This is a genomic window from Burkholderia territorii, assembly GCF_902833055.1.
GTDB lineage: Bacteria > Pseudomonadota > Gammaproteobacteria > Burkholderiales > Burkholderiaceae > Burkholderia > Burkholderia territorii.
Genome location: NZ_CADFEJ010000003.1, coordinates 94,856 through 107,460 on the forward strand (window position 1 = coordinate 94,856; position 12,605 = coordinate 107,460).

Annotated in this window: 12 protein-coding genes; 5 read left to right on the plus strand and 7 right to left on the minus strand. The window is 67.2% G+C overall.

What is annotated here, in order from left to right; genetic code table 11:
- Window positions 1-25: 25 nt before the first annotated feature.
- Both HW466_RS07745 and HW466_RS07750 read right to left on the minus strand, forming a co-directional pair.
- Entirely contained in the window at window positions 26-1,351 is a 1,326-nt protein-coding gene (locus HW466_RS07745) for an ATP-binding protein (RefSeq protein ID WP_059506147.1), read from the minus strand.
- The gene (locus tag HW466_RS07750; protein ID WP_059449318.1) at window positions 1,352-2,080 is read right to left on the minus strand and encodes a response regulator; all 729 of its coding nucleotides are present in this window, start codon (window positions 2,078-2,080) and stop codon (window positions 1,352-1,354) included.
- 245 nt (window positions 2,081-2,325) lie between these two features.
- Between HW466_RS07750 and HW466_RS07755 the strand changes: the two genes are divergently transcribed.
- Together HW466_RS07755 and HW466_RS07760 are read left to right on the plus strand one after the other, a co-directional pair.
- On the plus strand, window positions 2,326-3,072 hold the full coding sequence (locus HW466_RS07755) for a MipA/OmpV family protein (RefSeq protein WP_151005995.1): 747 nt from the start codon (window positions 2,326-2,328) through the stop codon (window positions 3,070-3,072).
- Between the two features lie 279 nt (window positions 3,073-3,351).
- Entirely contained in the window at window positions 3,352-3,687 is a 336-nt protein-coding gene (locus HW466_RS07760; RefSeq protein WP_059789861.1) for a hypothetical protein, read from the plus strand.
- Between the two features lie 21 nt (window positions 3,688-3,708).
- Here HW466_RS07760 and HW466_RS07765 read toward each other — a convergent pair whose 3' ends face one another.
- Window positions 3,709-4,962 (minus strand): lytic transglycosylase domain-containing protein, encoded by a 1,254-nt coding sequence (locus HW466_RS07765; RefSeq protein ID WP_174906046.1) that lies wholly within the window; start codon window positions 4,960-4,962, stop codon window positions 3,709-3,711.
- 417 nt (window positions 4,963-5,379) lie between these two features.
- Window positions 5,380-6,540, minus strand: a complete 1,161-nt coding sequence (locus HW466_RS07770; RefSeq protein ID WP_151005488.1) for a porin — start codon at window positions 6,538-6,540, stop codon at window positions 5,380-5,382.
- Between the two features lie 458 nt (window positions 6,541-6,998).
- Here HW466_RS07770 and HW466_RS07775 point away from each other — a divergent pair, with 458 nt between their 5' ends.
- Together HW466_RS07775 and HW466_RS07780 are read left to right on the plus strand one after the other, a co-directional pair.
- Window positions 6,999-7,592 (plus strand): flavin reductase family protein, encoded by a 594-nt coding sequence (locus tag HW466_RS07775; protein WP_059789856.1) that lies wholly within the window; start codon window positions 6,999-7,001, stop codon window positions 7,590-7,592.
- 139 nt (window positions 7,593-7,731) lie between these two features.
- A complete protein-coding gene (locus HW466_RS07780) occupies window positions 7,732-8,580 on the plus strand; it encodes a topoisomerase IV (protein ID WP_151005486.1) in 849 nt (282 codons plus the stop codon).
- A 42-nt stretch (window positions 8,581-8,622) separates the two neighbouring features.
- Here HW466_RS07780 and HW466_RS07785 read toward each other — a convergent pair whose 3' ends face one another.
- Both HW466_RS07785 and HW466_RS07790 read right to left on the minus strand, forming a co-directional pair.
- Window positions 8,623-9,552 (minus strand): phosphatidate cytidylyltransferase, encoded by a 930-nt coding sequence (locus HW466_RS07785; protein ID WP_059506159.1) that lies wholly within the window; start codon window positions 9,550-9,552, stop codon window positions 8,623-8,625.
- Window positions 9,553-9,588: 36 nt separating this feature from the next.
- Window positions 9,589-10,221 carry a lysophospholipid acyltransferase family protein gene (locus tag HW466_RS07790; protein ID WP_059506214.1) on the minus strand — a complete coding sequence of 211 codons (633 nt, stop codon included), beginning with the start codon at window positions 10,219-10,221 and terminating at the stop codon, window positions 9,589-9,591.
- Window positions 10,222-10,674: 453 nt separating this feature from the next.
- Here HW466_RS07790 and HW466_RS07795 point away from each other — a divergent pair, with 453 nt between their 5' ends.
- Window positions 10,675-11,280 (plus strand): CDP-alcohol phosphatidyltransferase family protein, encoded by a 606-nt coding sequence (locus HW466_RS07795; RefSeq protein WP_059449311.1) that lies wholly within the window; start codon window positions 10,675-10,677, stop codon window positions 11,278-11,280.
- Window positions 11,281-11,503: 223 nt separating this feature from the next.
- Here HW466_RS07795 and HW466_RS07800 read toward each other — a convergent pair whose 3' ends face one another.
- Entirely contained in the window at window positions 11,504-12,526 is a 1,023-nt protein-coding gene (locus HW466_RS07800) for a sensor domain-containing diguanylate cyclase (protein WP_059806286.1), read from the minus strand.
- Window positions 12,527-12,605: the final 79 nt, after the last annotated feature.

A 12,605-nucleotide genomic window follows, 5' to 3' on the forward strand; every position in this document is an offset into this window, starting at 1 on the left:
CTCGCGCGTTCGCGGCGAGCAGGCATCAGCACGCCGACGACCCATCGCCGCGGAACGCCGGCAACGCATGCGACGGCAGCGTCATCACGAAGCGTGCGCCGCCGAGCGGCGAATCCTCTAGCCGCACATCGCCGCCGTGTACGAGCGCGACGCGGCGCACGATCGCGAGCCCGAGGCCGAACCCGCCCGTCTGCCGATCGCGGCTCGAGTCGAGCCGCTGGAACGGTTCGAACACGCGCGCGCGTTCGGCGACCGGAATGCCGGGGCCGTCGTCGTCCACGCTGAGCACGAGCGCGCCGCACGCATCGTGCGTGGCGGACAGCAGGATCGTGCGCGACGCATAACGCGCGGCGTTGCGGATCAGGTTCAGCAGCGCCCGCGCGACGAGCTTCGGATCGCAGACGTGGGTCGCGGGCGCGCCGGTCGTCGCGACGCCGAGCGTGAGGCCGCGATCCGCGACATCGTTCGCGACGTTGCCGGCGACGCTGTCGATCAGCGCGTCGACGACGACGTCCATTGGCGCGAGCTCGCTTGCCCCCTGTTCCAACCGCCCGATCGTCAGCAGTTCGGTAACGAGTTCGTCGAGTTCGCGCACGTCGCGCCGCAGTTCGTCGCGACGTGCGCGCATCCGCCCGTTGTCGTCGGAATCGGCGAGCAGCGCGAGGCCGAATTCGAGGCGGGCGAGCGGCGTCTTCAGCTCGTGCGAGATGCCGTGCATCATCTCGCGCTGCTGCTTGATCGACGCTTCGATCCGCTCGGCCATGTCGTTGAACTGCCGCGACAGCTCGTAGATGTTCGACCGCCCGGACACCTTCACGCGCGTCGACAGGTTGCCCGCGCCGAACGCGTGCGCGGCGGCCTGCAGCTTGCGCAGGTCGCGCCAGTGATACGAGATCCACAGCGCGACGGCGAACAGTGCCGCGAGCGCGGTCATCCCGTACGCGTAGATCTGGATGTCGAGATCGGCCGGCGCGATGGGGCGAGCATGCAGGACGGAGCCGTCCGCGAGCGGCATGTAGTAGTTCCTGCGGTCGTAACTGATCGCGATCCGGCCGGCGTCCAGATCGCGCAACGGCGCGCCGGTCAGTGCGGCACGGGCGTCGGCCATCGTCACGAAACCGAATCGCTCGTTGCCGTGCTGCGCGAGTTCCCGCAGCGCGAGGGAGCGTTTCCCGCCCGGATGACGTTCGAGGTAGTCGTTCAGCACGAATGCGTAAGTGGTCAGCGCGTTGCGCTGCGCCTGCGCCACCCGCTCGTAGAAGATCCTGTTGAACGACCATTGAATGAAGACGATCGCTGCGGCACAGCACAGGATCACGATGAGGTACAGCCTGATCAGAGAGCGCAGCATTCAGTCGTCCCACGCAGAAGGGCTGAACAGGTAGCCGCGGCCCCAGATCGTCTTGATCCGTTGCGGCTCCGACGAAGCGTCCTCGAAGCGTCGGCGCAGCTTCGAGATGCCCGAGTCGACCGAGCGGTCGATGCCGTCGAATTCGATTCCGCGCAACTGCTTCAGGATCGCGTCGCGACTGAGCACCGTGCCGGCCGAGCGGGCGAGGATCAGCAGCAGATTGAATTCGGTGGTCTTGAGGTCGACGAGTTCACCGCGCCACGTGACGGTGCGGTTCGGTGCCGAAATCGCCAGTTCGCCGAACACGAGTTCGTGCGCCGGCGTGTCGGCATGCGGCTCCGACGCGGCGGGCTGCGCGCGACGCAACAGTGCGCGGGCACGCGCGACAAGCACCCGCGGCTCGATCGGCTTGGTCACGTAGTCGTCGGCGCCGATTTCGAGGCCGGCAATCTGGTCGTAGACGTCGGCGCGCGCGGTCAGGATCAGCACGGGAACGTTGGTGAACGCGCGCATGCGCCGGCAGACTTCCATCCCGTCGAGATGCGGCAGCATCAGGTCGAGTATCACGAGTGCAGGCCTGTGTTCGCGTATCGCGGCGACCGCGAGATCGCCGCGGCGCACGACCGTCACCTCGAACTCGTAGCCGTCGAGGTATTCGCGCACGAGACGTGCGAGACGGTCGTCATCCTCGATCAGCAGCACGCGATGTTTGAGCGGATTGTCGTTCATGGGTCTCCTCGAAATGCGCGCGTCCTCCGTCATCCTGCAGGCGGCGCGGAGCGCGGCACGCGAATTCTATCCGCCGTTCCGAAGGCGCGGGGACGCGCACGACAATCGGGAACATTCGAACACAATTGACCACACATTTGCCGCAGTTTCCGGACAGTCGTGCCGAGCGACCGAACCTAGACTTCGGGCTCCTTCACTCTTGTCCCGACATCGTGCGTCCATCCCTCCGCTCCTTGCGCTATTGCATGCCGCTTGCCGGCCTCACGCTTGCCGCCCTGGCTCACGCCGAAAACCAGTACACGATATCGCTCGGTGGCGGCTTCGCACCGCGCTACCAGGGGAGCAACCAGTATCGCGCGGTCGTCGGGCCGTCGTTTTCGGCGATGTTCGGCAATGGCTTCTTCATCGATACCAACGCCGGCGCCGGCTACCGCCTGAACCTGCCCCACGGTGCATTCGTATCGGCTGCGTTGGGCTACGACGCGGGCCGCGCCGACGAAAATCGCTTCGGCCTGCCGGGCTCGGACCACTTGAAGGGCATGGGCCGGGTGCCGGGATCGGTGCTCGTCGGCTTGCGCGCCGGCGTGAAGCTGCTGGATGGCGGCGAACTGACGATCGCGGTCGACGCGCCTGTCACGCATGCGTCGCGCGGCTTGTCCGGCCATGTCGATCTCGCGGTGCCGCTGTTCGAGGCGGGACGCCATTCGTTCGTCGCGACGGGTAGCGTGCACGCCGGCACGGGACGCTATATGCAGACGTTCTACGGCGTGACCGACGCGCAGTCGCTCGCGAGCGGGTTCAGGCCGTATTCGACGAGCGGCGGGGTCGACAGCGCGACGCTGTCGCTCGCGTGGAACTGGGATGTGTCGCGGCACTGGTCGGTGCGCGCGACCGGCGGCTTCACGCGGCTGCTCGGGCGATACGGCGACAGCCCGATCGTGCAGACACGCAGCAACTACGTCGGAATGGCCGGCGCGACGTACAAGTTCTGAACGGGAAGGCGGCCCGCATCGCGCATGCGGAATGCGGACGCCGATGTCACGGCTGCCGCGGATCGCGTGCGGTAACATGCAATCCGGTCCGGCGCGACGCCGGGCCAGCGGCGCGGGTTGGCTGAAGTGGCTTGATGGCGTCGCGGCGTGCCGTCGTTCGCCGGCCTGCATCTGCCGGGGCGCGGTTCGCGCCGCGCGCGGAATCGATTACGCACGAAATGCCCGGCGGCTCGCATCATGCGTCGCATGAACGGTCGGGCCGCGTCACGGAGAAAACCGATGAAGAAAACGATCGCGATGATCGTTGCGCTCGTTGCAAGCGCAACCTTTGCAGGATGTGCGGACATGAATGTGAAGCATCCGAACGCCACCGCCGGCGGCGCGGTCATGGATCCGGCGCCGTCGGGCACCGCGGCTGCGTGCAAGGCGGACGCCGCCCCGGACGACGCGCTGATCGGCAGGACCGAGGCCGACGCGGCCGCGCTGCTCGACGGCTGCCTGTGGCGCGTGCTGGAGCGCGACGGCAAGTCGTTGCCGGGCACGATGGATTACCGCGCGGAGCGCCGCGATCTCGGCATTCGCGACGGCAAGGTGATCTGGGTGCGGCGCGGGTGATGCGGCAGGCCGGCGCGTGCGTTACTTCGAGATGTACCAGAGCGCGTCGGTGCTGACGCGCGCTGCCGGCTTCGTCGTCGCGGGCGCCTGAGGCGTCGCGACGGGGGCCGGTGTGTTCGACGTCACTGCGGTCGGCCACGTCGCTGGCGTCGAGGACGTGGCGGACGCCGGCGAGGAGTTTGCCGTACTCGCGGTCGTCGCCGAACCGGACGTCGACGCCGTATCGATGTACCAGAGCGCATCGGACGACGTGGTGCGCTTGGCCGACGCATTGGCACCGTGCTTCGCCGTCGGCGCTGCGGCAGCCGTTGCGGCCGTTGCCGCCGCCCCCGAACGCTGCGTTCCCGCTGTCGTTCCCGTTCCACCCTGTGCTGTCGCTGCCGCCGCCGCACCAGCGCCGCGCTGCGCGCGCGCCTCGAACGGCCCGAGCTGGAAGATTAACGTTTGCGCGGGACGCGTCAGAACGGCATACGGGAACTGCAGTTCCCACGACATCAGCACGCGTCCCGACGACGTCTCGGTGAAGATCGCCGGCACATGCTTCATGTCGCTGAACTGCACGTAGATTCGTGCCCCGTCGTCGAACACCTGGGTCGGCTTCGCCTGGTCGGCGCCGGTGACCGTCCAGCCGAAGTTGTACGTGCCGGCCGGGCCGGCGGGCCCGCCTTGCGGCTGCGGGGGCGGGGCGGCCGGCGCGAGCGTGCGGGCACGCGCGACCGGCGGTGCCGACACGCTCAGGCTCGCGAACGGGTTGTACGGCTGCACCTGCTGCGGCGGCGTGAAGGAGGGGGGCAGGATGGGCATGGGAGTATCCGGCGAATCCGGCATGGTCCGGATTGCATCATAGACCTTGCGCGCATACGCGAGGCGCTTGTCGGGCGACGCGGCGTTGTACGCGCCGATCGCGTTCCAGTTGGCACCGAGCTGGCGGATGTTCTGCGACAGGATCCACGCGCCGACATACGCGTTGGTGCATGCATCGAACAGGCTTTCCCGCGTGATGCCTTCGCGCGCGAGCGTCGGCAGCCAGGTGCTGTTGATCTGCATCAGCCCGATGTCGACGGTGCCGTTCGTGTTGGTGTTGACGGCGTTCGGATTCATTCCCGATTCGACCTGCGCGATGCCGCGCAGCAGGCTCACGCTCACCTTCTGGAACGTGGCTGCGTCGTCGAGACAGTCCGCTTGAGCGAATCCGTGCAGCGCGCACGACAGCGCGATCGTCGCGGCGATCTTCGGCGTGGCGTGGCTGATCGAACGGGCAGTCTGACGCGGCATGGCAGGTTGGGGCGGAATCCGGCCGCCCGGTGCAAGGAAATTACGCAGACGCGAAGTGTGCCATAGCGCGCAGTCAAATGGCTCGCGTCAAACTTTCCTTTGCATTTGCCCGCGCATGTGTCGGGCCTTTCCGTTGGCGCAGGTATCGATGCGCGACGGGACGGAATCGGTAAAAAAGACTGCAATCGTGCGCGTGCCGGCGGGCGATCGCGGTCGCAATCCTGACGCGTCGCGTCATGTGCGGTGAAGGCGGCAGTGAATGATGCGGCGACGCGGAATGACGGGCGGCGCATCGGGCCGTGCGCGCAGTGAAAACGAAGACGGCGGCCGCAGCCGCCGTGTCGGTGAATCGTCGATCCCCGAATCCGGAGTCGAGCGACCGGCCGCACGCTGCCGCGCGCAGCCGGCCGTCATCGATCAGAAGCGGTGGCGCAGGCCGAGGTTGACCATCGTCTGCGAACTCGTGCCCGCATAGCCATACGAACCGATCGACGCCTGCGCGTCCATCGACCCGCCGTTGCCGTCGCCCGTGCGGCCGCTTGCATGCTGGTACGCGGCGGTCAGGTACACGTCGGTGCGCTTCGACAGGTTGTAGTCCGCGCCGGCCGACACCTGGTGATAGGTCGCCGACGTATCGCCGCCCGAGCGCGTGTAGCTGTAGCCGACGCCGACGAGCAGCGCATTGGTCGCCTGATAGTTCACGAAGCCCTGGCCGGTGTTGTAGTGCTCGTTCGAGTTGAACACCGAGCTCGCGTCGCGGCGGTACTGCGCGTTGCTGTAGCCGAGGCCGAACGTGAACGGGCCGGCGACGTACTGGCCCGCGATGCGGGCGATGCCGATCGAGTGCGCACTCGCGTAACCGTTGTTGATCGGGCCGTCGAAGGTGCCGTCCGACGAGCTCGTCCAGCCGGTGCGCAGCCCGTTCGATGCGGGGCTGTTGGTCGCGTAGAAGTAGCCGCCCGCGACGCTGAACGGGCCATTGTTGTACGACACCGCAGCGGAATACGACTGCGCGGCGCCGGTGCTGCCGGCGATGCCGCCGAACGAGTACATCGCCGAGAACTGCAGGCCCGAATACACGGCCGACGTGTATTTCACCGCGTTGTCGACGCGGAAGCTGTTGTCGTAGTTGTCGACGTCGCCCGGCGTTGCGAACACGCTGCCGAGATAGTTGTCGGCGGTGATGCCCTGCACGAGGTCGACGAGCGGATCGTACTGGCGGCCGAACGTGAGCGTGCCGTAGCGGTCGCTCGTCAGCCCGACGAACGCCTGCCGGCCGAACAGGCGGTTGCCCTGGCCCTGCCGGCCGGTGCTCGGATCGAAGCCGTTCTCGAGCTGGAACAGCGCCTTCAGCCCGCCGCCGAGATCCTCGGTGCCTTTCACGCCCCAGCGGCTGCCGGCGAGGTTGCCCGCGCTGCTGTTGCCGAGCATCCACGCGTTGTCCTTGCCCTGCGCATGATTCACGTAGGTGATCGACGTGTCGATCACGCCATACAGCGTGACGCTCGACTGCGCGTGCGCGGCGGGAATGGCCGCGAACGATGCGAGCGAAATCAGCGAGAGGGTCGTGCGTTTCATTTCATCTCCTTGCGATTGGCTTGCTTTCTTGAACCGGAATGGCAGGAAGACTACCGAGCCGACGACGAACGGCAAAAATGAAATTCTCCGATGTGACCTAAAGCAGACAGGTGCGTGCTTCGGCAAGGTCCATTGAGAGATTCACATTATTGAGAATTGTGTATCAATCGATTTGCGTTTCAACGGGGAGCGATCGGCGTATTGCCGGATTCGTGATAATTCCGCGCTATTTTCGGTGGAAATTCGACGAGAACGCATTCGTCGCCGATTCATCAATTGATTATTTAATGAATTGAATCGCGTCGTGCGGGCCGGATGTGTTATTGCGCGCATCGCGTGTGCGAGCGCGATGCCGCGCGCTCGCGCCCAACCGCGCTCGCCGTCAGCGTCGATCGGCACAGGGTGCGAGAATGCGGCCTTCGGCCGGCACGCGTCGGGCCGCTCACCAGGGAACCCGCATGGACAGTCACATCGCTCCGGTGGCGCTGCAGAAAGCCTACCGTCTTCTCAACCATGGCCCGACCGTGCTCGTGTCGGCCCGTCACGACGGCGTCGACAACGTGATGGCCGCCGCATGGGCCTGCGCGCTCGACTTCCTGCCGCCGAAACTGACGGTCGTGCTCGACAAGTCGGCGAAGACGCGCGAGCTCGTCGAGCGCAGCGGCACTTTCGTCATCCAGGTACCGACGGCCGCGCAATTGCAGCTCACGCATGCGGTTGGCAGCCACAGCCTTGCGGAGCGGCCGGACAAGCTGCGCGAAGCGGGCGTCACGCTGTTCGATGTCGAGGGCCACGACCTGCCGTTCGTCGCCGGCTGCTCGGGCTGGCTCGCATGCAAGCTGATTCCGGAGCCGCACAACCAGCAGACTTACGACCTGTTCATTGGCGAGGTGGTCGGCGCGTGGTCCGACACGCGCGTGTTCCGCGACGGCCACTGGTATTTCGAATCGGCCGATCCGGCGTTGCGCAGTCTGCACTACATCGCGGGCGGCAACTTCTATGCGATCGGCGAATCGCTGCACGTGGATCCAGGGCAGCGGGATCCGCAGTAAGTAAATGGCCGGCGGGCGGTTCCGATCGAGGGCGCGCGGCATGCGCACGTGCGCATGCCGCGCTGTACGTGTACGCTTCGGACTCGTGGGCACGCCCGCGCGTGCGGCATGGGGGCGCACGCATCGAACGGATCCAGGGATGAACAAAGAAATCGTTACGCCAGGCGGCGCGATTGTCGAGCCTGTGCGCATTCGCCGGTTCGCGGCAACGCTCGCCGCGCTGTCCGGCGTCGCGCTATTCGCCTCGCTCGCCGCGCTGCCGCCCGTCCATGCCGCCGAGTCGGCGAATCCCGCGCATGCGCTGCAAGCGTTCATCCGCGACACGTACGGTGGCTGGCGCGCGGACCGCAAGGGCTGGCAGGCAGGCGCCGATGACTTCATCTACACACCGTGCGGATCGTTGCGCGTCGCGACGACCGACGGCCCGCGCACGTTGCTCGCGATGTGCGGCGAGACCGAGGACGCCGTGCAGAACGGAACACCTGGAATGGACGACGACGTGACGACGGGTACGATCGACCTGTACGTGCTGAAGCCGTCGGCGGATGGCAGTCGACTCGAACCGGTGCTAAAGAAGACGGGCATCGCGTCCGGCGCGCGCGGCGAGCCGGGCACGATGCACATTCAGCGGCTCGGCCCACATTTGTTCGGTTTCGTGATCGGCGAAGCCGATTCACGCCAAGGCTACACGCAGCGCCTGCGCTCGATCTGGCTGCCGAATGGCGATGCGCTGGTACTGGCCGCGCCGCGCATCAACGAGGCACTCGACAATGCAGCGTCGAACGACTGCGCAAGCAACCCGACCCGCTGTGAGGACCGCCGTTTCGAGATCGCACCCGATACGACCGACGCTGGCATCGCCTATCCGCTGATCGTGACCGAGACCGGAACGCGCGGCGGCCACGCGATTCATGTGCGCTACACGGTGAAGTTCGATGCGGCGCGCGGCCGCTACATCGTGCCGAAGGCGTTGCGCGAAGGATACTGATCCTTCACGTGCGGAAACGGGCGGCATGGCGCCGCCCGTGCATCACACGTACAAATACCGCACGAGGTGAAAGAACACCGGCGCCGCGAAGCAGATCGAGTCGACGCGATCGAGCATCCCGCCGTGGCCCGCGATCATCGAGCCCCAGTCCTTGGTGCCGAGCGAGCGCTTCACGGCCGACAGCACGAGGCCGCCGACGAAGCCCGCGATCACGATCGCGAGCGAGATCCCGAACGCCGCACCGAAGCTGAACGGCGTCACGCGATACAGCGACGCGCCGCACAGCGTCGCGAGCAGGCCGCCGCCGACGAAGCCCTCGACCGTCTTCGACGGCGACAGCCGCGGCGCGATCTTGCGGCGCCCGCACAGCTTGCCGACCACGTACTGCAGCACGTCGCTGATCTGCACGACGAACAGGAAGAAGAACAGCAGCAGCGCGTTCTGCCCGGCGTAGCGCGGAATGTCGAGGATCAGCACGGCCGGCGCATGGCTCAACCCGTACACGCATACCATCAGCGCCCAGTTGATCTTCGCGTTGCGGCTCAGGAATTCGCGCGTGTCCTGCGTAAGTGCCGACACCAGCGACATCGCGAAGAACAGGTGCACCGGCACGAAGATCGAATACATCCCGTACCAGTTGATCGCCAGCAGCAGGTACTGCACCGGAATCGCGATGAAGAACGCGATGAAGAGCGTCGTGTGGTCGCTTGCGGTGGTCGGCGTGAGCGTGATGAACTCGCGCAGCGTCAGGTACGACAGCAGCGCGAATACCAGATACGTGACGTTGTTGCCGAGGCTGATCGCGATGACCATCACGGCGATCATCGCCCACCACGCGCGGATGCGCTGGTTCAGGTTGACAATGGTCGCGCTGGTGCCGCCGCTGCGCGCGCCGAGGATCGCGCCGATCACGGTCGCGAGCACCAGCACGCCGGTGACGCCTGCGACCAGTTCCCAGAAGAGAGTTCGCATGAAGAGGTCCGGAAAAGGAAGAGAAGGGCGCCGCGTTCAACCGGCCGGCCGCTGCGGCGGCGCGAGCGCGACGATCGCGTCGCGCATGCGGGCGAGGAAGGTCGGCTTGTCCTCGCCGGCGGCGAGCGCTTCGTTCGCTCCGAAGTGCACCTTGCAGATCAGCGGCACGGGCCAGATCGTGCCCTTCGGCATGATGCGCTGCAGGTTCTCGAGGTAGACCGGCGCGAGCGCGACCTCCGGAAACTCGGTCGCGAGATGGAACAGGCCGCTCTTGAACGGCTGCGGCAAGACTTCGGCGCCGCGCGTGCCTTCGGGGAAGATGATGATCGAGTGCCCTTGCCGGAGTGCATCGCGCACCGGGTCCAACGGGTCGCCGCCGCTTTCGCGGTGACGGTCGATCAGCACGACGTTCAGCAGCTTCTGCGCGATGTGGCGCTTCACGTTGCTGCTGTCCCAGTAGTCGCGCGCGGCGACGGGCCGCACGACCGCGCGCACGTCGCGCGGCAGCGCGGCGAGGATCGCGAGCGTGTCGATATGGCTCGTATGGTTCGAGAAGTAGATCTTCTGTGTCGGGGAGGGCGGTGCCTGATGCCAGACCGGATACGCACCGGCGACGAGCCGCACGATCGACAGCAGGAAGTCGCGCTGCCACACGTTCAGGATGTTCATCGGCGTCGCGCCTCCTGCACGCATGCCCGCGCAACCGCGCATGCGCGGCGGACGGAATCCCGGAATGCCGGCGCGGCAGAATGCGCACCGGACGGCCATTGTTTAAGTTCTTTCAAATTCGTGGCTGCCTGTCGCAGGGCCGCGATAATCGGACGATGCGCCGACGGTGTTGCGTCGCGGCGAATGCGCCGTTCGACGGCGTGATAATCGGCTGTTGCACGAGCGCCCGGTCACAGTTCGAATGAATTGCTGCGCTCGCGGGCCAGCGGATTATCGCGAGTTTCCGTCGAAAACGCCAGATTGCCCGGCACCGCCGGCGCGGGGCGCGGCTTGACGCACGGGCGACCGCTCGGCGACGATTACGCCCACCCGTTGCACGCCGCTGCCGATGGGTGCGCGGCCCGGGGCGGGGCTGCCGCAAACGTGTCCGAACGTGAATAAACCAATAAAACGATGAGCCTCTACGCACTCAAACCGAAATTCCAGAACCGTCTGCGCCCGTTCGCGGATTCGCTCGCCGAACGCGGCGTCACGGCCAACCAGGTCACGCTGTTCGCGGCCGGCGGCTCGATCGTCGTCGGCGCGCTCGCCGGGCTTGGCGTGTTCGCCCGCGTGCTGTTCCTGCTGATTCCGATCTGGCTGTTCGTGCGGATGGCGCTCAACGCGATCGACGGCATGCTCGCCCGCGAGCACGGGCAGAAGAGCACGCTGGGCGCGTACCTGAACGAGCTCGGCGACGTCGTATCCGACGTCGCGCTCGTGCTGCCGTTCCTCGCGGTCGCCGCGTTCGCTCAGGCGGACGTCTGGCTGTTCGCGCTGACGGCGGTCATCGTCGAATGCGCGGGGCTGATCGGCCCGCTCGCCGGTGCGACGCGCCGCTACGACGGCCCGTTCGGCAAGAGCGACCGCGCGCTCGCGCTCGGCGCGTTCGCGCTGTGGATCGGCGTCGGTCTGCCGGTCGGCAGCGTGGCGGTGTGGCTGTGGCGCGTGCTGATCGTGCTGTCGATCGTGACGGTGGTGCGGCGCGTGCAGGCCGGCGTCGCCGAAGCGGGCGGCTAACGGCCGCAGAAGGACGGGCAGGACCGGCGCCGGAGGGCGGCGCCGCATGATTCGAACGACGAAACGAGAGAGATGGCGTGAGCGCGCGCACGGCCCGCGCGGCCGACTTCGTCACGTACGACGGCGACACGCTGTTCTATCGGCATGGCGATCGCGCTGCCGCGGCCCGGTTAGCCATCCGCGACCGGCACGGGCGGCCGGCGGGCCGCGGTGGCCAAGCCTGTCATGCGTGCGCCGCCCGCCGCGTTCGCGCGCGCTTCACCTCGTACATCGCCTGATCCGCTCGCTCGATCAGCGCGTTCATGTCGGTGCCGTCGTCAGGCAGCATCGCGATGCCGACACTGACGCCGAGCCGCAGCGGATGCCCCTCGAACTCGAACGGCTCGCCGACCTGGCGGGCGAGCCGTGTGCGTTGCGCATCGACGTCGTCGCGGCTGGCGATGTTCGGCAGGATCACCGCGAATTCGTCGCCGCCCACCCGTGCGACCGTATCCGAGCGCCGCACGGCGCGCTGCATCCGCGTGGCGATCTCGCGCAGCGCGGCGTCGCCCGCGCGGTGGCCGTAGCCGTCGTTGATCGGCTTGAGCCCGTCCATGTCGATGTTGAGGATGCCGAGCCGGCCGTTCGCGCGCAGCGCCGTATGCATCGACTGGCGCAGCCGATCGTAGAACAGCGCGCGGTTCGGCAGGCCGGTGAGCGCATCGTGCGTCGCACGCAGGTACAGCTCGTTGGCCTCGTTGCGCGCCGCGTGGAACATCGCGGCGGCGATCAGGTCGGCCGTGAGCCGCAGCGTGCCGGCATCGGCGGCCGAAAAACCGTCGATGTCCGGCGACATCACCTTCAGCACGCCGACCGTGGTGTCCGCATGCGTGAGCGGCATCACCAGCATCGAGCGCAGCCCGACCCGGCGGCACGCGTCGCGGTCGACGCGCGGGTCGGATTCGGAATCCTTGCAGTGCAGCAGTTCGCCGCGCGTCACGCACAGGCCGGACAGGCTGCCCGAGCGGCGCAGCCGCAGCCCGAGCATCCCGGCCGCGGAGCCCGACGCGGCGCGGTACACCATGTCGTCGCCTTCGGCGAATTCGACCGCCGCGCCGCTCGCGCCCGTAAGTTGCGGGACCTGCTCGGCCACGTAGGCCATCACGCTGCCGAGGTCGAGGCCGAGTTTCACGATCTCGGCCTGCACGGCGATGATGCGCAGCAGCGTATCGGGGGACGGGGTGGCGGTGTCGACGATTTGATCCAAGTCACTTTTCCATGAAGAAAGCTCAGCGCGCGGCGCGGGCTTGCGGTAGCATACGCGCCGCTCACGCGGCAGCGCGTTC

Excerpts from the sequence above, each read along its gene's own strand:
- HW466_RS07745 (WP_059506147.1), bottom strand. The coding sequence starts at position 1,351 with ATGCTGCGCTCTCTGATCAGGCTGTACCTCATCGTGATCCTGTGCTGT.
- HW466_RS07770 (WP_151005488.1), bottom strand. The coding sequence starts at position 6,540 with ATGAAACGCACGACCCTCTCGCTGATTTCGCTCGCATCGTTCGCGGCC.
- HW466_RS07760 (WP_059789861.1), top strand. The coding sequence starts at position 3,352 with ATGAAGAAAACGATCGCGATGATCGTTGCGCTCGTTGCAAGCGCAACC.
- HW466_RS07755 (WP_151005995.1), top strand. The coding sequence starts at position 2,326 with ATGCCGCTTGCCGGCCTCACGCTTGCCGCCCTGGCTCACGCCGAAAAC.
- HW466_RS07750 (WP_059449318.1), bottom strand. The coding sequence starts at position 2,080 with ATGAACGACAATCCGCTCAAACATCGCGTGCTGCTGATCGAGGATGAC.
- HW466_RS07780 (WP_151005486.1), top strand. The coding sequence starts at position 7,732 with ATGAACAAAGAAATCGTTACGCCAGGCGGCGCGATTGTCGAGCCTGTG.
- HW466_RS07775 (WP_059789856.1), top strand. The coding sequence starts at position 6,999 with ATGGACAGTCACATCGCTCCGGTGGCGCTGCAGAAAGCCTACCGTCTT.
- HW466_RS07765 (WP_174906046.1), bottom strand. The coding sequence starts at position 4,962 with ATGCCGCGTCAGACTGCCCGTTCGATCAGCCACGCCACGCCGAAGATC.
- HW466_RS07795 (WP_059449311.1), top strand. The coding sequence starts at position 10,675 with ATGAGCCTCTACGCACTCAAACCGAAATTCCAGAACCGTCTGCGCCCG.
- HW466_RS07785 (WP_059506159.1), bottom strand. The coding sequence starts at position 9,552 with ATGCGAACTCTCTTCTGGGAACTGGTCGCAGGCGTCACCGGCGTGCTG.
- HW466_RS07790 (WP_059506214.1), bottom strand. The coding sequence starts at position 10,221 with ATGAACATCCTGAACGTGTGGCAGCGCGACTTCCTGCTGTCGATCGTG.